Origin of the sequence: Planctomicrobium mucosum (assembly GCF_051466335.1) — a bacterium.
Taxonomy (GTDB): Bacteria; Planctomycetota; Planctomycetia; order Planctomycetales; family Planctomycetaceae; genus Planctomicrobium.
On the sequence record NZ_CP195793.1, the window covers coordinates 4,667,526 to 4,684,317 of the forward strand.

Genomic DNA, 16,792 nt, shown 5'->3' on the forward strand with positions numbered 1-16,792 from the left:
CATTTATGAATCATGTCATTCATTCCAAAATTGGCCAGGGACGCCGAGTTGCCATTCCGGCTGAGTTGTGCCAACAGTTCGGCATGGAACCAGGAACACCCGTAGTTCTCGAAGTCATCGAGACGGGCATCATGGTTCGTCCGCTGTCAGCGGTCGTTCGTGAAGTCCAGGAGTTCTTCCTGGCTGCGATCCCTCAGGATGTCGTGCTTTCGGATGCGTTGATCCGCGATCGCATCGAGGAAGCCGTACAGGAGGACCGTGGCTAGCGCGGTTCTGGATGCCTCGGCCCTGCTGGCCTTTCTTCACCAGGAACCTGGTGGCGAGAAGGTTGTTCCGGTGCTTTCCCGATGTGTCATGTCGGCTGTCAACCTGGCGGAAACCTACAGCCAGCTCGCCCGGCAGGGAGCTGCTCTGCATGCCGCATCTCATCAGATCCAGCGGCTTCAAATTCCTATCATTCCCTTTGACAACGGGCAAGCGATACTGACCGCTTCGCTCCATAACATCACGCGAGGACAGGGGCTTTCTCTGGGCGACTGTGTCTGTCTGGCACTCGGGATGTCACAAAAGGCGATCGTCGTCACGGCCGATCGAAGGTGGACGGCGTTGCCAATCGATGTCGAAATCGTGCAGATTCGTTGACCGGTTTTCGGGTTGCGGAACGCTGTTTAATCAGGCTTTCACAGCGACCCACGGGAGCCTTCCAGGTCGAAATTCTTAATGAATCCCCCTCCGCGAAACGCGAATAGCGTTTTTCGGCGGAAGGGGGAGCGAAAGCCCATTGATGTCCGGGGGGGAGTGCCGTCCAGGACGAACGGTGCGGAGGGGCACCCGGTCTGCACAAGCGAGGCTTTGCAAGCGCGGAAGATCGGGGAGGGGCCGTATCGGTCGCCCGGCCTGATCCTTGACGGTACGGGGGTGCTCCCCCATTGGGATTGCGTCATAATAATCGTGGAATCCGGCGTGGGCCGTCTGGTCAACGTGGGCCTCCCCAAAACCGCTTAAACCGAGATTGGTTTCTCGTGATGGGGACACGATGCGGCATGACCGGCCATCTGGAGGGCCATCACCGCATCATATACTTGTTGAACCATGCACGAAATGTGGGGTAACGTGCCAGCGACCACACGGAGCATGAAAGAACGTCAGGAACAAATCATCAATGTCAAAGGGCGACAAGGTCATCGAATTCCCCGACGGAAGTCGCAACGAAGCGCTCCGCCGCATCCGTGAGGCGGCGGCCAGCGGCCAGACGACGCTCAACCTCAGCGACCTGGCCCTCGACGCTTTGCCACGTGAACTGGAAACTCTGAACGGCTTGCAGCGTCTGTTGCTGGGAACCAGCAGGCCGGTTTCGGTCGGTGGGCGGCTGACAACGGTGAAGCCGACCTTCACGGACCTGTCCCCGGTCGCCGCGCTGACCAACCTGCAATCGCTCGATCTCTCCGGTGCGATCCGGCTCCAGGATGTCAGCCCGCTCTCCTTGCTGGTCAAACTCCAGGAACTCCACCTCAACCACTGCGTGTCGGTCACTGACCTGGCCCCGCTGGCCAACCTGTCTGCCCTCGCACGTCTGAGTCTGCCGTACTGCAAGAAGGTCCAACATCTGGAACCGCTGGCAGACCTGCGGTCTCTCACGACACTGGACCTGACCCGGTGCGTGGCGGTCTCGGATTATCGCCCCCTGTCAGGCTTGACTCATTTGAGAGTGCTACGACTCGGAAAGTCCCCGGACACGTCTCAATGGGAACCGTCGGGCGATTTCGTTCGCCAACTCGAACAGGAACTGTCGCAATGCCGTCAACCGACCGATTTCTCGTTTCTGGCGGGGTTGCGCGAACTCGAAGAACTGGACCTGTCTGGTTGTCATTTCCTAGCGGACCTGAAGCCGCTGGCCAACCTGACGCAGTTGACAGACCTGAGCCTCTATGCCTGCTCCCGCGTTAGCCGTCTGGAGCCGCTGGCCGGGCTGTCGAAGCTCGCTGAACTGGACCTCACGATGTGTTCCAGCCTCACGTCTTTAGAGCCTCTCTACGCCTTGCCCCAACTCGACCGGCTCTGGATAAACTTCACCGTCTTTGAAGTACCGTTCCAATATGTCTGCGAAGGAGATGCCTCGGCTATCCTGGCTTGGCTGCAAGGGGTCAATGCCGGTCCCCGCCGCCCGCTGACTGAAATCAAACTGCTTCTGCTCGGCCAGGGGCGGGTCGGCAAGTCACACTTGCGGCGCCGGATTTTTGAGAACGATGGCCTCGATTACCACGACGGGCGGTTGGAACCGACCCAGAGTGTGGACTACACGCAATACACGGCCACACTGCCAGATGGCCATGTGATCCGACAATCCCACAATAACCCTCAGCTTCGCCTTCGGGTCTGGGATTTTGGCGGGCAAAGTCACCTCCACTCTGCTCACCGCTTTTTTCTGGGCGGGGAACGGTGCTTTTACCTGTTGGTCCTCGCGGCAGATCGGCCCGCCAATGGTGAAGGATCGGAATCCAACCGACTGAACTACTGGTTGCGAATGATTGCCTGGTATGGCCGCAATACGAATGGGAAGAAGGCTCCGGTGGTCATCGTCATTACCCGCAATGACGAATCAGCGGCGGTGGCCAACAAGGAACAGCTCGAAGCCGCTCTTCAAGCCGCCGAGCGTCGTGATTGGTTTGGGGCCAACGTCGTTCGGGTCATTCGCGGGCTGGGCTGGTCGCGAAGCCTTGCCCGTTCCAGCAACGCGGTGATCTGGAACCGGCATAAAGCCGCAGCGGACGAGGTAGTGTCTGCCATCGGCGACCATCTCGATCAGGTGCCGGGACTTCAGGCTCCAGTACCGCTGGCCTGCCATAGTGTGAAGAAATCCATCGAGAACTCTTTCTTCCCACCGGCCGACACCTCGAATGTCCACAGGTTAAAGCCCAACACGATCCATGACGATCATCCACGGCCTTATCTCGTTCGTGACGAATTGTTGTCTGGTTGGTCGAGTGAACTGACGATTTTGGATCGTGGTAAGGAGTTAAGGCGCATCGCTCTCGAACTTCTCAATAACCTCGGTGCCGTCCATTGGGTCGGCAATATACCGGAAATCGTGCGCAGGAATCCCTGGGGACTCAAGGAGTTGGTGTTCAACCCGGAGTGGGTCAAACGCCCGGTGTACGACCTGCTTTGGCGGGCGGCTCCACGGGAGGCACAGACGGGTTTCCTGACCGACTGTCAGGTTCAAGAGGTACTGGTTGTCCGATCGGGTAACCCGCGCGGAACCGATCTGTATGACCGCACGGCGTTCACCGAGGAAGACCGGGGCCGGGTTCTGGAACTGATGAAGGCGTGCCGCATTATCTTCGATAGCCCGCATGAGCCGGGTATTCTGGTTCCCGACCTGCTGGAAACTGCTCGTCTGCCTGACGACGAGATTGTGCGGGAGGGGTGGCGGTATTCGGCGGAATTTCTGCCTGAGAAGGTGGTGCTGCGGTTCATCGCCCAGCAATACCGGGCCATCGATACGCGAGCGGGCCACTGCTTCCGCAACCGAGTGGTGTGGAAGCGAGGGAAACAGGAGGTCGTTCTCGAAGCCCACTTCAGCCCGCCTGGCGGAACCCGGCCCTATGTGCTGATTCGTCCTGCCACCATTGAGGGGACAGTTCCCGAATTCGTCGCCGCGAATGTCGGCCTTTTGCTCGATGAAATCTTTGTGGACGAGGGGCTGGGGGAGGTCCGGCGGGAGTTACGACTGGCAGGCGAAAGTCGACTGAATGGCCAGTTCGTGTTCCGTAAGATTCCACCGGCACGTCGCGGCCCCAAAGCCAAGCCGGGGTTCTCAATCATTTTCGACGGAGTGGACCTCGGCTCAAACTGGCAATTTCTGACCGGGCTGGAATACCTGCACACGCTGATTTGTCATCCGGGCCAGCCTTGTTTCGTCCGAGATTTAGCGCCCGATGCCCGCGCGGCATACCGGTTCCAGCAGAAGACCATCGAGAGAAAGCGGGAATCCGAAGACCGGTTCAGAAAAGGCGGGCAGTTTGCAAACTACAAGATATCGCGTCTAAAAACACTGCTGAAGACCGCCAAAGACAGTCTGGCGCGCGCTGTGGAAAAGAACGAGGATGAGCAGGAGTGCCGAAAGTACGAACTCCAGGTGGAGGAACTCACCTACGAGATCGAGCGACGTGATAACCCCGAGATGAAGAAGTTGATGAACAATGCTCAACAGCATCTCACGCGAGCCGTGAACGAATTAAAAAAGCGGATGCAGGAGAACGGCATCCCCGACGCTGACCTGGGGCATTTCGACCACTGCACGTCATCCGAGCAACACCCCTTGCATTTCTGCTACCGGCCTGACTCTTCGGTGGAGTGGGAGACGGATTGATCGTCCCACTCGGCTGGGGGGGTGTCCCACTTCGGCCCCCTCTGGCCCAGCAAAATCAAAAATCTTTTTTGCTCTGCAAACGCCATCCAGTAATTGGGTTGCGTCTCTTTGTTCCACTGGAATCCGTCCCACTTGGGAGATACGACTCCCAAAGTGGAACCTTGCTTTATGTCAGCCGGGCATTGCCTGAGTTGCTGAAGCCGCCCTGCCCGAAACAGAGCGCTATTGCGACATCAGGGCAGTAACGAGTTGAAAAGCACACAAGGCTTGGTTGGCACACAACACAGTCGCATGGCTGTAACAAACTTCAGCCGTGCTGATGGCACACGAACCCAAGCCTGTGAGCAATATAGCGAGGCGGTCATGCACTTTCAAAACTTAAATGTTGTCACGAGCGTGCATGACGACATCAGTATCGTCAAGAACAAGGTACATCGTGCCATTGGTTCCGATGAACACGTTGCGGATCGCATCGGGATCGACAGGTTCCAGCCGAATGATGAAAAGAACCAGGACGCACCGGAAGGGCCTCAATTCGGCTCGGATACCCGTATTTCACCGCAAATCGCATTGTTTTCAGTGTTTCGGGGAATTTTGAGGACCGTGTTTGGGGCATTTTTGCACTCCGAACACCTCTCGCGGACCATGTTTCGCCCTTTTGGGGCTGGGCCACCGCCTTAATCCTTCCCTGATCGTGATGTGTCGGGCCATGGGCCGTTAGCCACCCATCCCAGTAGTCACGCCTGCGCTTCCTGAATCATTTCAAACCATCGCCCCCGGCGTCTGCGTGGAAAGTACGCGCCGAGAGAAGCCCATGACGGTCATGACACTTCCGACGATGACAGCCCAAAACTCTTTCACAACAAGGGGATCAGCAATATGAACACGCCACTGCAACAACCTGAAGTGGAAAACGGGCGGGAGGAACAACCGCAGCCGGAAGTCCCTCGCTATCCCCAATGGGTTGAGAAGCTCGGACTGACCTTGTTTACCGATCAGCATGGCGTGGAGTGGGCACGGGTGCCGGTCCGGGGCCACTACGAGACGTATCGACTGGCGAGCAAGGCGTTTCGCAATGCCCTGATGAGAATCTTTCATCGTCATGGCGGAATCCCCAAACAAAGTGTCCTGCGGGAAATGATCGCGATCCTGACCGCCCTGGCGGACGAGGAACGGCAGGAACTTTTTAACCGCAGCGCGTGGGATGCCCAGCAGCAGATCCTGCGGATCGACCTGTGTGACGACCTCTGGCGGGCGGTGCGGGTCACACCAGAAGGCTGGAGCATCGAGGAAGATCCACCGAGCCTGTTCCGTCGGTTTGCCCATCAATGGGAACTGCCGACACCGGAGCATGGCGGCGACATGCAGGAACTGTGGAACTACCTGCCGCCGCTTGCGTCGGACGGTGACCGCCTGCTGCTGATGGCTTGGCTGGTCACGGCTCATATGCCGATTCCCCGTCCCATCCTCACGTTGGTGGGACCGCACGGCTCGGCCAAGAGCACATTTTCCGCGTTCATGCGTCGTCTGCTCGATCCCTCCCGCGTGGAGCTGCTGGGACGGGATGCCCGGACAGACCTACCGCTGGTCTTTGATAAACACGCCGTGCCGGTGTTCGACAACACCGATGGCATGACGCCGCAGGAAGCCGACCTGTTCTGCCAGGCAGTCACGGGCCGGGGGATTGCCCGACGCAAGCTCTATACCGATGCCGACGAGTTCATCCTGTCGTTCAAGCGAGCCATCATCCTCAACGGCCTGCGGCTGCCGACTAACCGCCCGGACTTTCTTGACCGGGCGCTGATCCTCGATGTCGAACGCCTGCCGCCGGAACGTCGGCAAGTGCTCGAACAGGTCGAAAGTGCGTTCATGGAAGCCCGACCCCGGCTGCTGGGGGCGCTCCTGACCACGCTGTCGCGGGTGCTCTCTGTCATGCCGACGGTGAGCCGCGAAGGTCTCAGCCGCATGGCGGACTTTCACCTGATGGGGCGGGCGGTGGCGGAAGTCCTCGGCGGCACGTCGGCGCAATTCGACGAAGCTTTTGCCCAGGCCGAAGCCCGCCAGAAACGCGGAGCCTTCGACAACACGCTGGCCCTGACACTCCTCCTGTTCGCCCGGCAGGTGCGGCGCTGGCAGGGGGACGCCACGAACCTGCTTCAGCGGCTGCACGAGACCGCCAAGGCCAACCAGATCCGGCAATCGCCGGAGTTCTGGCCGGACACGCCGATGGCCCTCGGCCGCCAGCTCAAGCATCTCGGCGATTCGCTGGCCCGCAACGGGGTGCGGGTCAGCAAGGTCAGGCGGGCCACGGCCCGCCTGATCTCCCTGGAGTACGACCCCGCCGCCGACCGTCTCGGCGATGACGAGTGAGACGGATGTGACGGACTTTTCAGAAACCCACCACGCGAACACAAGGAGAGCAAGTCATGGCAATTCAGACAAAGAAGCTGATCGACTGGTTCAAGACCAACAAGCAAGTGCGAGAGCAAGTTGACGACGAGAAGGATCGGGAACTGTCCGAGTCCTTGAAGTCAGAGGGCCAATTGCAACCGGTCATGGCCTTTGCCGATGGAACGCTGATTCTGGGCCATCGCAGGCTGCGGGCGGCTCGCAAAGCGGGGCTCACGGAACTTCTGGTCACCATCATCGACGAATCGCTGACGGAGACACAGGTCAAGATTCTGCAAATCACGGAGAACATTCACCGCGCCGACCTCAGCGACTTCGAGAAGTTCCAGGCGTGTGAGGAACTGGTGCGGCTCAATCCCGACTGGACAAACAAGGAGTTGGCTGCCCACCTCCATCTCAGCGAACCGACCATCACGAAATACCGGTCGCCGAGCAAAGCGATTCCAACGGTCTTGAAGGCGTTGGAAGCCGGGCAGGTCGGGATCACGTCGGTGTACGAGATTGCCAAGGCTCCTCCAGAACAGCAGGCAGAGTTACTGCAACTCGCGTTGACCGGCGCGTCACGCGATGGTCTTGCTGGATAAGTCCGCAAACACAAGACGTCCAACACGCCGCAAGTGCGGGTGAAACGCATCCTCTGCCCGTTGTCGTCGGGTGTCTCGATCACTGTCTCCGGAGCCGAACTCTCGCTCGATGACTTCATCGAGTCATTGGCCGAAGCCCAGAAGGAAGCCCGCAAGGCCCGCGAGCAGTCACTCGATGCCCGTACTTTCGCCTCAATCATGCGGGACAAGGCGAAACAGGGAGGTGCGCGATGAATCGCAAACTCTCTCTCAGCCAACTGATCGAGATCTTCACCGCCTTTGCCGGCATCACGCTGCTCGCCGTCATTGCAGAACGTGAAGAACCGGGTGGCGACCAGCATTTGATATCGCTGGGGATCGTCCTGGTCTTGTTGATGATCCATGCCGCCAGCGAATGCATCAGTGATTTTTTCACTCGCCCCAAACCTCTAGAAGAAATGGACACTCAAGACAAGAAAGGCAATGACCAATGAACCCCGAATTCTCCCTTCGACGAACGATCCAGACCCTTATCGGCCTGATGCTCCTCTGCATGGCTGCCTTTCTGGCGGAACGCGGCGATCCGAATGACGAGCTACGCATCCTGGTGGGTGGCCTTGGCGGCGTGGGACTCATGGCTCATGCGGCGCTTGGCAACATCCGGAAGCAACTGGCACCCCGTCCTAAGCCGTCCACATCGACGGACCTTCTCGACCGCGTACTGCTGCATTGGAACGAGGACAACGCCTTCACCGTCCGTGATTTATTAAGTGGAGGCGTCAGCGTCTGGGGCCGGACCGGCAGCGGTAAGACGACTTCTTCCGGCAAGGCGCTGGCCCAGGCGATTATCAATTGTCCTGGCAGTGGGGGCGTAATCTTGGCCGCCAAGCCTGGGGAAGACCGGGCGATGTGGCAGGAGGCATTCGCCAAAGCAGGACGTCAGGACGATCTGCTGATTTTTGCCCCGGATCAACCGCTTCGGTTCAACTTTCTTGCCTATGAGATGAACCAGGGTGGTGGTCACACTCGCAATATCACCAAGACGCTGATGACGATCGGCGAGAGCCTGCGTTCCAGCGATACCAATGGCCGCGAAGACGCCGACTTTTGGAACCGCGAGCAGGAACGGCTCCTCTACAACGCCATCGAGATGGTCAAGCTGGCAATGGGGCCGTTCACGGCTCCTGACCTGCAACGGTTCATCTCCACAGCGGCCATGTCGCAGGAGGATTTCCACAAGCAAACCTGGCTCGATGGCTTTCACAACCAGGTATTGCGTGCTGCTCACGCTTCTCCCAAGACGCCGCTGGAGCAGCATGATTACGAACTGGCACACACCTACTGGACTTCCGAGTTTCCGTCCACCGCCGAAAAAACAAGATCGTCCATTCTCACCGGTGTGATGGGAATTCTCCATGTTTTTAATACCGGCTTAGTTAGAGAAATTTGCAGCACCACGTCCAACGTCACCCCCGACGATCTGTTTGTAGGCAAATGGATACTTGTCGACATGGCCCCATCGGAGTGGGGCGACATCGGTCTATTTATTTCAGCCGGATGGAAATATTTAGTCCAGCGCGCCGTTTTGAGGCGAGTTGCCCGGCCGGATTCCAACATCGTCACGGTCTGGGCGGACGAGGCGCACCAGTTCGTCAGCAGCTTTGATGCCCACTTCATCACGCAATGCCGCAGCCATCGCGGCTGTCAGGTCTTTCTCTCGCAGTCGCTCAGTAATTTCTATGCGGCACTATCGGGCGAGAAGGGACGACATCAGGCGGACAGCCTGCTGGCCGGGTTCAGCCATAAGGTTCTGCACGCCTTGGGTGACGTAGAAACGGCCAACTGGGCCAGCGCCCTGATCGGCAAGTCGCTCCAGACCTTTACCGGTGGTTCGACGACGCCCTCCGACAGTTCCTTCGACGAGTTGATGGGCCGCAGCCGCTATAGCGGCAACTACAGCTCCCATTACGAGTCCACACTTCAGGCCAAGAGCTTCATGCACAACTTGAGGACCGGGGGCGCGGCCAACGATTTCCTGTGCGACTGCTTCGTGATCCGTAGCGGCGAACCGTTCGCCGATGGCCAGAATTATCTGGCCACCAGCTTCAGCCAAAAGGGCTAAGGCTGATTCCCCTGTGTTGTGTTTCTTCAACCTCGAAAGGAGGCTCCCATGTTTCCGCACTCACCACCTCAAGCCCCGCCGCCGGGCGACCGGCTGACAATGGCGGCCAGCTTCAATACGGCCAATTTCCTGTCCCACGCCCATGCCTTGGCTCTTACGGTCTTCCTGCGAACCGATTTTGGCCGAGAGGGAATCGGGATTCACGGGTTAGTGACCTTCGTCCTGATTCTGGGCTATGGCAGCTTCGCCCAGTGCTACGCGATGTTCCCGTTCTTTCTGCTCTGGATTCTGGCGGTGATCTGCCAGCGGGTCCGGCAGTTCGTGAACTGGCGACGCGGGGTCATCATTCACAGTTATTACAACGGCTACCCCTGGCTCTCCAAACGTCTGTTCCCGCGTATGTCGGAACTGAACGCCAAGGGTGTCGATGCCTTCCTGTGCCTGGCCATCGGCGGGGTGATCGCCCAGTTCGACAAGCCGTTCGGCTTGTTCATCATGGCCGGATTCGCCTCGATCCTGTTCACCGAGGCCGTGATCGTTGAGTCCACAAAGCGTCGTCTGCAAGCCATGCAGGACGCCGAGTTGGAACAGCGCTACCTGGCCGAGAAATACAAATCCGGCCGCTTCTAACTTCTCCCCAACCTGAAAGGAGGTTTTGTCATGTCTTCAGAACAGACACCCCTGTGGCAGCAGATGCTGGCCAAACGCCGGGAATGGCTGGAATCCCAGCCGTCCCTATCCGGTCAGCTTGCGGCAATGGGCCGCGAGATGGTCAAGGACGTGCGTTCCAGCGTGCATGAGTCGTTCTTCGGGCGACCCGAACATGCCGCCGAACCGGGAACGCCCGGCAATCCCACGCAGTACATGATCAATCAGGATCTCGGCACGGTGCATGGGAACTATGACCACTCGCAAGACCAGGCCCTGCCCGCTGATGCCGAGCTTCAACAGTACGTCACGCCCGACCCGGAGCAAGCGCAGCAGCAGAGCTTGAAATCACCGCGATTTTATGGCCCGGCGGATGAGCAAGCCATCAGTGACGAGTCCGAACTTCAGCGGTACGTCTCCCGTGCCCAGGAATCCCAACAAGAAAGAGGGGTGGAACGATGAGCGATTTCGACTGGTTAATCATCCAGCTTCAACTTCTCGTGTGGGGCTTCCTCATCTTTGTGACGGTCATGGTGCTTGCGCCCGTGGCGTTGATTGCCAGAAAGGTGAATAAGGACCGCGAAAAGCGCCAAGAGGAAGCCAACCGCTTGTCCGCAGCGGAGCCACCGGCCATCACGCCGGGCATCGCTATGTCCGAGAAGGATGGCCGCGTCATCGCCATGGAAGCGATGGAACCACAACCCGTCATGCCCGGTACTCCGCCGCCTCAAAAGAGTGGAGGCGACATGGCCATGAAGGTGGCCAAGCATGTGGCAGGTAAGGCGGCAGGTGCAGTTGCCAAGCATTATCTCAGGCGTTGGCTACTCGGAAGGTAGTCAGCAGCTTTCCCAGGTTTTGATTTCTCTCACCCGAAAGGAATGGTTCATCATGCACACTCAGGTCAAATTTTACTGTCAGAACTGCGGCTGTCCGATCATCGCGGATAGCGAAGCCGCCGGTTCGTCCTTCCAGTGTTTCCGCTGCCCGGAGATGGTCACGATTCCATCACCCACGGCAACGGTACCCACGGCATTGGCCCGTATCGACGACAGCCCTCCGCTCATGGAACACCCGGTCCATGCCAACGGCGTGATCGTGACTTCCAGTCAGGAAGCACATTCATTGTCCAAGGGTACGACGCCCGTCGAACTCAGGCTGCCGGGGCAACTCGGCGGCCTGAAGGCCAACGTCGACCAGAAGACCAGCAACGCAATGGCCACGACGTTTTTGGGCGGCTTGCTGGTCGTTGTCGGTGCCATGCTGGCCGTCATGTTTGGCGGCAAGCACAAGGCGTGAGTTTGGTTTCTCTGACTTCCAGGGGGAGCATCTGCTCCCCCGCATTTTCAACTAAGCGAGGTGATCGATGAAAGATGAAGACTGGAAGCTGACCAACGAGGAGTTGTCGAAGCCCGACCTGTTGAAACCGGTCGAGATCGCTTCTGGAACCGAACACTTGTTCCGGGATGAAGACCACCTGACGCACGCGGAGATGCAACAACTCCTTCGGGAATGGCGCGATGACGCTGCACAACGTCCGCTCTGGGAAAAGGGCGTCCGCTACGAGGACGAGTCCGACAGAAGGCTCGACGAACAGCTTGAGCAACGCCGGTCGCGCGAACGCGACCGGGGGCATGAACGGTAGAGATCGACACCATCCCCAAACGCAGTGCGGGCGGGGCACACACCTGCCCGCACTGCGAGGAGATGACGGCCATGACAATTGAAGACCGACTGACACGCATTGAAGCGATGCTGGCCGTGCTGGTTCAGGGACAGCAAGAGCGGGAGTGGTACACGGTCGAGGAATTTGCCCACATCGTTGGCCGTAGCGAATTCACCTGTCGCCAATGGTGCCGCCTGGGCCGGATCGAGGCCAACAAGAAGGCCAGCGGGCGAGGGGCACATGCCGCCTGGGCGATTGCCCACACCGAACTCGAACGCTTCCGGCGAGAAGGGCTTCGACACCCCAGACAGAACTAAGCCAGCCGAACTTCCTTGTTCCATCATTGTTGACTTGATTTCTCTCTCTTTCACGAAAGTTTTGGTTCCCATGTCCCGCAGCAATCGACAATCCGATTGCCAGAAACCGGAGGAAGCCACACGGCTCGTCCTTCCGGCCGGGACACCGGACTGGATCACGCCGGAGCTGATCGAAGCGACCGTTTGCACCTGGCAGCCGTATTACAAGACGCCGCTGACGGTTGATGATGCCATCGAAATCATCCGCAGTGCGGGGCTTTTGTTCGATGCACTGTCAACGGATCGGAAGGCTTAAATGCTAGGCACCGTATTCCGGAAACCATGCCTTCGTTCGATTGCAAGCCGCGCAGACGGAAAGCATGACGGGCACTTCGACCAGTACGCCCACGACAGTCGCCAAGGCCGCCCCCGATTCGGGGCCGTACAGCGCGATGGCCGTTGCCACCGCCAGTTCAAAGAAGTTGCTGGCTCCGATCAACGCTCCCGGCGCGGCGATGTTGTGCGGGACGCGCAGCAGCCACATCAGTCCGTAGGTGAGGGAGGAATTGAAATACACCTGCAACAGAATCGGAACGGCGATCAGGGCGACATGCAGCGGATGATCGAGAATGTTGTCGGCCTGAAAAGCGAAGATCAGCACCAGCGTGCCGAGCAGCGCTGTCACCGCGAATGGTTGAAACCGTGGCATGAACGACATCTCGAACCAGGCGCGTCCCTTGCTGCGGATCAGAACCGTTCGGAGTGCCGCGCCACCGGCAAGCGGGACAACGATGAACACCGCGACCGCCGTGAGCAACACATGAAAGGGAACCGCCAGTCCGGATACCCCAACCAGCAACCCGACGATGGGGGCGAACAGCACGAGCATGATGAGGTCGTTGACCGCTACTTGTATCAGGGTGTAAGCGGGATCGCCGTCCGTGAGGTAGCTCCAGACGAACACCATTGCCGTACAGGGGGCGGCGGCGAGGATGATCACCCCCGCCGTGTACTGCTTCGCCAGTTCCTCCCCGATGATCGACTGGAAGATGACCTGAAAGAACAGCCATCCCAACGCGAACATGCTGAACGGCTTGACCAGCCAGTTCACGAACAGTGTGACGAGTAACCCTTTCGGCCGTCGGGTAACCCCGGCCAGCGAAGAGAAATCAATCTTCATCATCATCGGTACGATCATCAGCCAAATCAGCACCGCGATGGGGGCATTGATCTGGCTTCCAGCCCCGAACTCCATTCCCCGAAGACTTTCGGTAAAGCCCGGCAATGCGCGACCAATCAGGACACCTGCGACCATGCACAAACCGACCCAGACGGTCAGGTAACGCTCGAACGAGTTCATCATCTTCGGCACTGCTTCGGCAGCAACGGGGGACGTGCCTGCTTCCGAGGCACTCATCCCTGGCTCCTTTCCACGTTCAGCGATGTCAGCAGTTCCTTCACCTTTCGCTCGATCAGATCGCGGACTTCGCGGTATTGCTCCGGCAGCATCTCCTTCGGATCAGGAATCTGCCATTCCTCCCGCCGTTTGGCTCGAACCAATGGGCATTCATCCCCGCAGCCCATCGTCACCGCAACTTCAACTTCCCGGCCGTTGAACTCGTCGAGCGACTTCGACGTATGAGTCGTCAGGTCGTACCCGATTTCCCGCATGAACTCGACGGCACGCGGATTGACCCGGCCCGATGGCCTCGATCCGGCGCTATGCGCCTCGATGCTCCCGTTGCTGTGGATGTGGGCGAACGCTTCGGCCATCTGGCTGCGGTTCGAGTTTTCGACGCAAACGAAAAGGACCAGTTGGTAGTTTCCCATACGGCACTCCTGGCTCAATTCAAAGAACGGGGTCAACAGCAACCAGGGGTTGCGCAACAACCCGATTCGACTGGCGCAATACCGCACCGGTCTTCCGCCAGGCAGGCGGTGTGCTTGTTCCCCAGATGCAAGAGAAGACCGGACGGAATAATTTCAGTCGTAGCGAGCGGATACTGCGACAAGACCTCGGACTCGTACTCAATTTCCACGGGCAAGTCGGTGGTCTTGAGCAATGGGGCGGCGAGTCGCAGGATACGGGCTAGCTTCGAGGTGTCGAGCCGATGTTCCGTGTCACCGGCGACCCAAACTTGCAGCACACAAGCGGTGGCGGATCGAACCGTTCCGCCGCAGTCGATGAAGTCCTTGTGGACCCGCCCAACCTCCGTGACGTGGAAATGGGCCGGAGCGAATGACCCATCCGGCAACATCAAATGGATCGCCGCCGAGGGATTGTCGGTCAGGACATTGAGGAATTCATTGAGTCTCACAGTCTTCTCCTTCGATATTACAGCATCGAGCGGCGCGGTCGGTCAGCGGGGAGCGATCGCCCGCCGCTTCCGTCAGGCACCAGCCCTGTTCGATCAGCCCGGACACGCAGATATCCACAACGCGGTACAGGATGTTGTTCCCATCCCGTCGGGACGACAGGATGCCCAGACCGGAAAGCCGCTGAAGTTGATTCGACACGGCTTGCGGCTTCATCCCCACGGCAGCCGCGAGGTCGGTCACGCATAGCTCATCCTCGCGGATGAGGGCGTGCAGGAGCCGCAGGCGCGTGTCATTCGCCAGCACTTTGAACACGGCCGCAAGTCCACCCGCCTGGATCGGCGTCATCAGCTTGCGCGTCTTCAAAGGCGATGTCGGCGACCGGCGGGATTTGGGTGGCGTCATAGCTGTCCTTTCGATACACTAAAACACAATATCGTGGAATAGTGGCGTAGTCAATGTCACAGCGATAGCACTCGCCGCACATCCCTGAAACCAAGGGAACTCGGTAGAATGACTTCCAAGATCGGTTCTTCTTCCCGGCATCAGTTCGGAGAAATCAGCTATGAAACAGTTCGCCGCATTGGCCCGTGTTAGCAGTCGGGAACAGGAACGCGAAGGCTTTTCGCTCGAAGTGCAGGAGGAAGCCCTCCGCCGTTATGCAACGCAGGCGGGTGGGGAGATCGTCAAGTTCTTCAAGATCGCCGAGACGGCCAGCAAGGGCGAGCAGCGCAAGACGTTCCGCGAACTGCTCGCCTACGCCAAGAAGAACGCCTTCGCTCTCGATGGGCTGCTGTTCTACAAAGTGGATCGTGCCTCCCGGAACCTGTTCGATTACGTCGAACTCGAACGGCTGGAATCGGAATACAACCTGCCGTTCATCTCCATTTCGCAACCAACCGAGAACACGCCCGCCGGTCGCATGATGCGGCGGACGCTCGCCAACATGGCGAGCTTCTACACCGAACAGATGTCGGTCGATGTCCGCGAAGGGATCGCCCGTCGCGTGAAGGAAGGCTGGTTTTGTGGCCCAGCTCCCTACGGCTATCGCAATATCCGCAAGGATGGCCGGGGTGTCATCGAAACCGATCCACTGGAATCAGACAACGTCAAGCGGATGTTCCATCTCTATGCCTACGAGAACCTGACGCTCGATGGTGTCGTTGAGAAGATCAACGCCGAAGGCCGAGTGTACCGCCCATCGCAGCCCAGGTTCCCCCGCACCTCGATCCACACGATGCTCAAGGATCGGTGCTACATCGGTGAAATCCAGCACAAGGGCCAATGGTATCCCGGCAAGCATGAACCGCTGATCGACCGGGCCACCTGGAACCGGGTGCAGGCGTTGCTTGGCGGAAGTACGCACCACGCCACGACCCTGACCTATGCCGGCCAGTTCATGACCTGCGGCCATTGTGGCCATCCCGTTACTGGCGAGCTGGTTAGGAAGAAGCGGAAAGATGGTGGCGTCAACGAACACATCTACTACCGCTGTGCCCGCTACGCCAAGGGCGACCATCCCCGCATCCGGGTGAAGGAAGCGGACATCGAAGTTCAGGTGCTGGCTCTGTTCGACAAGATGAAAGTCGAGGACGCCTCCGTCCGTGACTGGTTCCGCATGGTGCTGGCTTCCCAGACCCGCGACGCCCAAGCCGACAGCCGCGCTCAACGGGCCGAACTGACCCGTCAGGAAACGCTCATCATCCAGCAGCAGGACCGCCTGCTCAACATGCGGCTGGCCGATGACATCGACCAGGAAGTCTTCGCCAAGAAGCACACGCAGCTACGCGACCGGCTGGCGTCGATCAAGCTGCAACTCGACGTGCTGGACCGCTCCCACGACGAAACGGCCGAGTTGGCGGCAAAAGTGTTTGAACTCTCGCAAACCCTGAAAGAGCAATGGCTTACCGCAGATTACGTTACGAAACGCCGATTGCTCGAAATCGTCTGTTTGAACTGTGTCCTTGACAACGTAACCCTTTGCCCAGAAATGAGAAAGCCCTTCGACGTCCTCGTCGAAGGGCGGTTTCTAGAAACAAGCGGAGAGAGGGGGATTCGAACCCCCGGTGCCATCTCTGACACACAGCATTTCCAGTGCTGCACAATCGGCCGCTCTGCCATCTCTCCGTCGAGCGTCCCCGAAGGGAAACTCAATGAAACTATTCGGCTGCTTCAGCGTCAGCTGATCCGGCACCAGCGCGAACGTTGCGGCTGTTTAGACGCTCTTCGATCTGTTGAACGCGGGAGTTTGCTTTGCGCCAGTCCGGATTTTTTTTCGGAGTCTGCTCGCCCAAGCCGGCTTCAACGCGGCTCAATGCTGCCTTTGCGCGTTCGAGCTGATTCTGGAGTTCAGGTTGCTTGAGTGGCATTGGTGTCTCTTTCAAATCGGTACATCGACCGGGT

The 16,792-nt window shown here is 58.8% G+C and carries 20 protein-coding genes, 1 tRNA gene and 1 pseudogene; 16 read left to right on the plus strand and 6 right to left on the minus strand.

Features of this window, described 5'->3' with window-relative positions:
* The first annotated feature begins 5 nt into the window (after positions 1-5).
* From SH668x_RS18530 to SH668x_RS18600, 15 genes are all read left to right on the plus strand, one after another.
* Positions 6-266 (plus strand): AbrB/MazE/SpoVT family DNA-binding domain-containing protein, encoded by a 261-nt coding sequence (locus tag SH668x_RS18530; RefSeq protein WP_437186552.1) that lies wholly within the window; start codon positions 6-8, stop codon positions 264-266.
* The gene (locus tag SH668x_RS18535; RefSeq protein WP_437186553.1) at positions 259-642 is read left to right on the plus strand and encodes a type II toxin-antitoxin system VapC family toxin; all 384 of its coding nucleotides are present in this window, start codon (positions 259-261) and stop codon (positions 640-642) included. Before SH668x_RS18530 ends, SH668x_RS18535 begins: the two co-directional genes overlap by 8 nt.
* 520 nt (positions 643-1,162) lie before the next feature.
* Entirely contained in the window at positions 1,163-4,372 is a 3,210-nt protein-coding gene (locus SH668x_RS18540) for a hypothetical protein (protein WP_437186554.1), read from the plus strand.
* A gap of 879 nt (positions 4,373-5,251) precedes the next feature.
* On the plus strand, positions 5,252-6,742 hold the full coding sequence (locus tag SH668x_RS18545) for a hypothetical protein (RefSeq protein ID WP_437186555.1): 1,491 nt from the start codon (positions 5,252-5,254) through the stop codon (positions 6,740-6,742).
* Positions 6,743-6,798: 56 nt separating this feature from the next.
* Complete coding sequence (locus tag SH668x_RS18550) at positions 6,799-7,365, plus strand: ParB/RepB/Spo0J family partition protein (protein WP_437186556.1); 567 nt, start codon at positions 6,799-6,801, stop codon at positions 7,363-7,365.
* Positions 7,366-7,404: 39 nt separating this feature from the next.
* Positions 7,405-7,599, plus strand: a complete 195-nt coding sequence (locus tag SH668x_RS18555; protein WP_437186557.1) for a hypothetical protein — start codon at positions 7,405-7,407, stop codon at positions 7,597-7,599.
* On the plus strand, positions 7,596-7,838 hold the full coding sequence (locus SH668x_RS18560; protein WP_437186558.1) for a hypothetical protein: 243 nt from the start codon (positions 7,596-7,598) through the stop codon (positions 7,836-7,838). Before SH668x_RS18555 ends, SH668x_RS18560 begins: the two co-directional genes overlap by 4 nt.
* Positions 7,835-9,466: a type IV secretory system conjugative DNA transfer family protein gene (locus SH668x_RS18565; protein ID WP_437186559.1), complete on the plus strand. Its 1,632-nt coding sequence runs from the start codon at positions 7,835-7,837 to the stop codon at positions 9,464-9,466. The genes SH668x_RS18560 and SH668x_RS18565 overlap by 4 nt, the downstream gene beginning before the upstream one ends.
* A gap of 48 nt (positions 9,467-9,514) precedes the next feature.
* Positions 9,515-10,096, plus strand: coding sequence for a hypothetical protein (locus SH668x_RS18570; protein WP_437186560.1), 582 nt, complete (start codon positions 9,515-9,517; stop codon positions 10,094-10,096).
* Between the two features lie 30 nt (positions 10,097-10,126).
* A complete protein-coding gene (locus tag SH668x_RS18575) occupies positions 10,127-10,576 on the plus strand; it encodes a hypothetical protein (RefSeq protein ID WP_437186561.1) in 450 nt (149 codons plus the stop codon).
* Positions 10,573-10,950: a hypothetical protein gene (locus SH668x_RS18580; RefSeq protein ID WP_437186562.1), complete on the plus strand. Its 378-nt coding sequence runs from the start codon at positions 10,573-10,575 to the stop codon at positions 10,948-10,950. Before SH668x_RS18575 ends, SH668x_RS18580 begins: the two co-directional genes overlap by 4 nt.
* Positions 10,883-11,410, plus strand: coding sequence for a hypothetical protein (locus SH668x_RS18585; RefSeq protein ID WP_437186563.1), 528 nt, complete (start codon positions 10,883-10,885; stop codon positions 11,408-11,410). The genes SH668x_RS18580 and SH668x_RS18585 overlap by 68 nt, the downstream gene beginning before the upstream one ends.
* Positions 11,411-11,477: 67 nt before the next feature.
* Positions 11,478-11,756: a hypothetical protein gene (locus tag SH668x_RS18590; RefSeq protein ID WP_437186564.1), complete on the plus strand. Its 279-nt coding sequence runs from the start codon at positions 11,478-11,480 to the stop codon at positions 11,754-11,756.
* A 71-nt stretch (positions 11,757-11,827) separates the two neighbouring features.
* Positions 11,828-12,094, plus strand: a complete 267-nt coding sequence (locus SH668x_RS18595) for a hypothetical protein (RefSeq protein WP_437186565.1) — start codon at positions 11,828-11,830, stop codon at positions 12,092-12,094.
* A gap of 70 nt (positions 12,095-12,164) precedes the next feature.
* On the plus strand, positions 12,165-12,389 hold the full coding sequence (locus SH668x_RS18600) for a hypothetical protein (RefSeq protein ID WP_437186566.1): 225 nt from the start codon (positions 12,165-12,167) through the stop codon (positions 12,387-12,389).
* A gap of 3 nt (positions 12,390-12,392) precedes the next feature.
* Here SH668x_RS18600 and arsB read toward each other — a convergent pair whose 3' ends face one another.
* Genes arsB through SH668x_RS18620 form a run of 4 tightly spaced genes read right to left on the minus strand, consistent with a single transcriptional unit; the run spans position 12,393 to position 14,794 of the window.
* Positions 12,393-13,490, minus strand: coding sequence for an ACR3 family arsenite efflux transporter (gene arsB, locus SH668x_RS18605; protein WP_437186567.1), 1,098 nt, complete (start codon positions 13,488-13,490; stop codon positions 12,393-12,395).
* The gene (locus SH668x_RS18610) at positions 13,487-13,903 is read right to left on the minus strand and encodes an arsenate reductase ArsC (protein ID WP_437186568.1); all 417 of its coding nucleotides are present in this window, start codon (positions 13,901-13,903) and stop codon (positions 13,487-13,489) included. The genes arsB and SH668x_RS18610 overlap by 4 nt, the downstream gene beginning before the upstream one ends.
* A 32-nt stretch (positions 13,904-13,935) precedes the next feature.
* On the minus strand, positions 13,936-14,391 hold the full coding sequence (locus SH668x_RS18615) for a DUF6428 family protein (RefSeq protein ID WP_437186569.1): 456 nt from the start codon (positions 14,389-14,391) through the stop codon (positions 13,936-13,938).
* Entirely contained in the window at positions 14,378-14,794 is a 417-nt protein-coding gene (locus tag SH668x_RS18620; RefSeq protein WP_437186570.1) for an ArsR/SmtB family transcription factor, read from the minus strand. The genes SH668x_RS18615 and SH668x_RS18620 overlap by 14 nt, the downstream gene beginning before the upstream one ends.
* Positions 14,795-14,954: 160 nt before the next feature.
* Here SH668x_RS18620 and SH668x_RS18625 point away from each other — a divergent pair.
* Positions 14,955-15,896 (plus strand): annotated as a pseudogene (locus tag SH668x_RS18625) (recombinase family protein); the annotation flags it as partial.
* Between the two features lie 533 nt (positions 15,897-16,429).
* Here the strand turns inward: SH668x_RS18625 and SH668x_RS18630 are convergent.
* A tRNA-Ser gene (locus SH668x_RS18630) sits at positions 16,430-16,516 on the minus strand.
* A gap of 32 nt (positions 16,517-16,548) precedes the next feature.
* Positions 16,549-16,758 (minus strand): hypothetical protein, encoded by a 210-nt coding sequence (locus tag SH668x_RS18635; RefSeq protein ID WP_437186571.1) that lies wholly within the window; start codon positions 16,756-16,758, stop codon positions 16,549-16,551.
* Positions 16,759-16,792 lie beyond the last annotated feature (34 nt).

Coding starts and splice junctions, on each gene's coding strand:
- SH668x_RS18600 (WP_437186566.1), top strand. CDS start 12,165: ATGTCCCGCAGCAATCGACAATCCGATTGCCAGAAACCGGAGGAAGCC.
- SH668x_RS18580 (WP_437186562.1), top strand. CDS start 10,573: ATGAGCGATTTCGACTGGTTAATCATCCAGCTTCAACTTCTCGTGTGG.
- SH668x_RS18540 (WP_437186554.1), top strand. CDS start 1,163: ATGTCAAAGGGCGACAAGGTCATCGAATTCCCCGACGGAAGTCGCAAC.
- SH668x_RS18560 (WP_437186558.1), top strand. CDS start 7,596: ATGAATCGCAAACTCTCTCTCAGCCAACTGATCGAGATCTTCACCGCC.
- SH668x_RS18635 (WP_437186571.1), bottom strand. CDS start 16,758: ATGCCACTCAAGCAACCTGAACTCCAGAATCAGCTCGAACGCGCAAAG.
- SH668x_RS18585 (WP_437186563.1), top strand. CDS start 10,883: ATGTGGCAGGTAAGGCGGCAGGTGCAGTTGCCAAGCATTATCTCAGGC.
- SH668x_RS18550 (WP_437186556.1), top strand. CDS start 6,799: ATGGCAATTCAGACAAAGAAGCTGATCGACTGGTTCAAGACCAACAAG.
- arsB (WP_437186567.1), bottom strand. CDS start 13,490: ATGAGTGCCTCGGAAGCAGGCACGTCCCCCGTTGCTGCCGAAGCAGTG.
- SH668x_RS18590 (WP_437186564.1), top strand. CDS start 11,478: ATGAAAGATGAAGACTGGAAGCTGACCAACGAGGAGTTGTCGAAGCCC.
- SH668x_RS18545 (WP_437186555.1), top strand. CDS start 5,252: ATGAACACGCCACTGCAACAACCTGAAGTGGAAAACGGGCGGGAGGAA.
- SH668x_RS18530 (WP_437186552.1), top strand. CDS start 6: ATGAATCATGTCATTCATTCCAAAATTGGCCAGGGACGCCGAGTTGCC.
- SH668x_RS18620 (WP_437186570.1), bottom strand. CDS start 14,794: ATGACGCCACCCAAATCCCGCCGGTCGCCGACATCGCCTTTGAAGACG.
- SH668x_RS18570 (WP_437186560.1), top strand. CDS start 9,515: ATGTTTCCGCACTCACCACCTCAAGCCCCGCCGCCGGGCGACCGGCTG.
- SH668x_RS18595 (WP_437186565.1), top strand. CDS start 11,828: ATGACAATTGAAGACCGACTGACACGCATTGAAGCGATGCTGGCCGTG.
- SH668x_RS18610 (WP_437186568.1), bottom strand. CDS start 13,903: ATGGGAAACTACCAACTGGTCCTTTTCGTTTGCGTCGAAAACTCGAAC.
- SH668x_RS18565 (WP_437186559.1), top strand. CDS start 7,835: ATGAACCCCGAATTCTCCCTTCGACGAACGATCCAGACCCTTATCGGC.
- SH668x_RS18575 (WP_437186561.1), top strand. CDS start 10,127: ATGTCTTCAGAACAGACACCCCTGTGGCAGCAGATGCTGGCCAAACGC.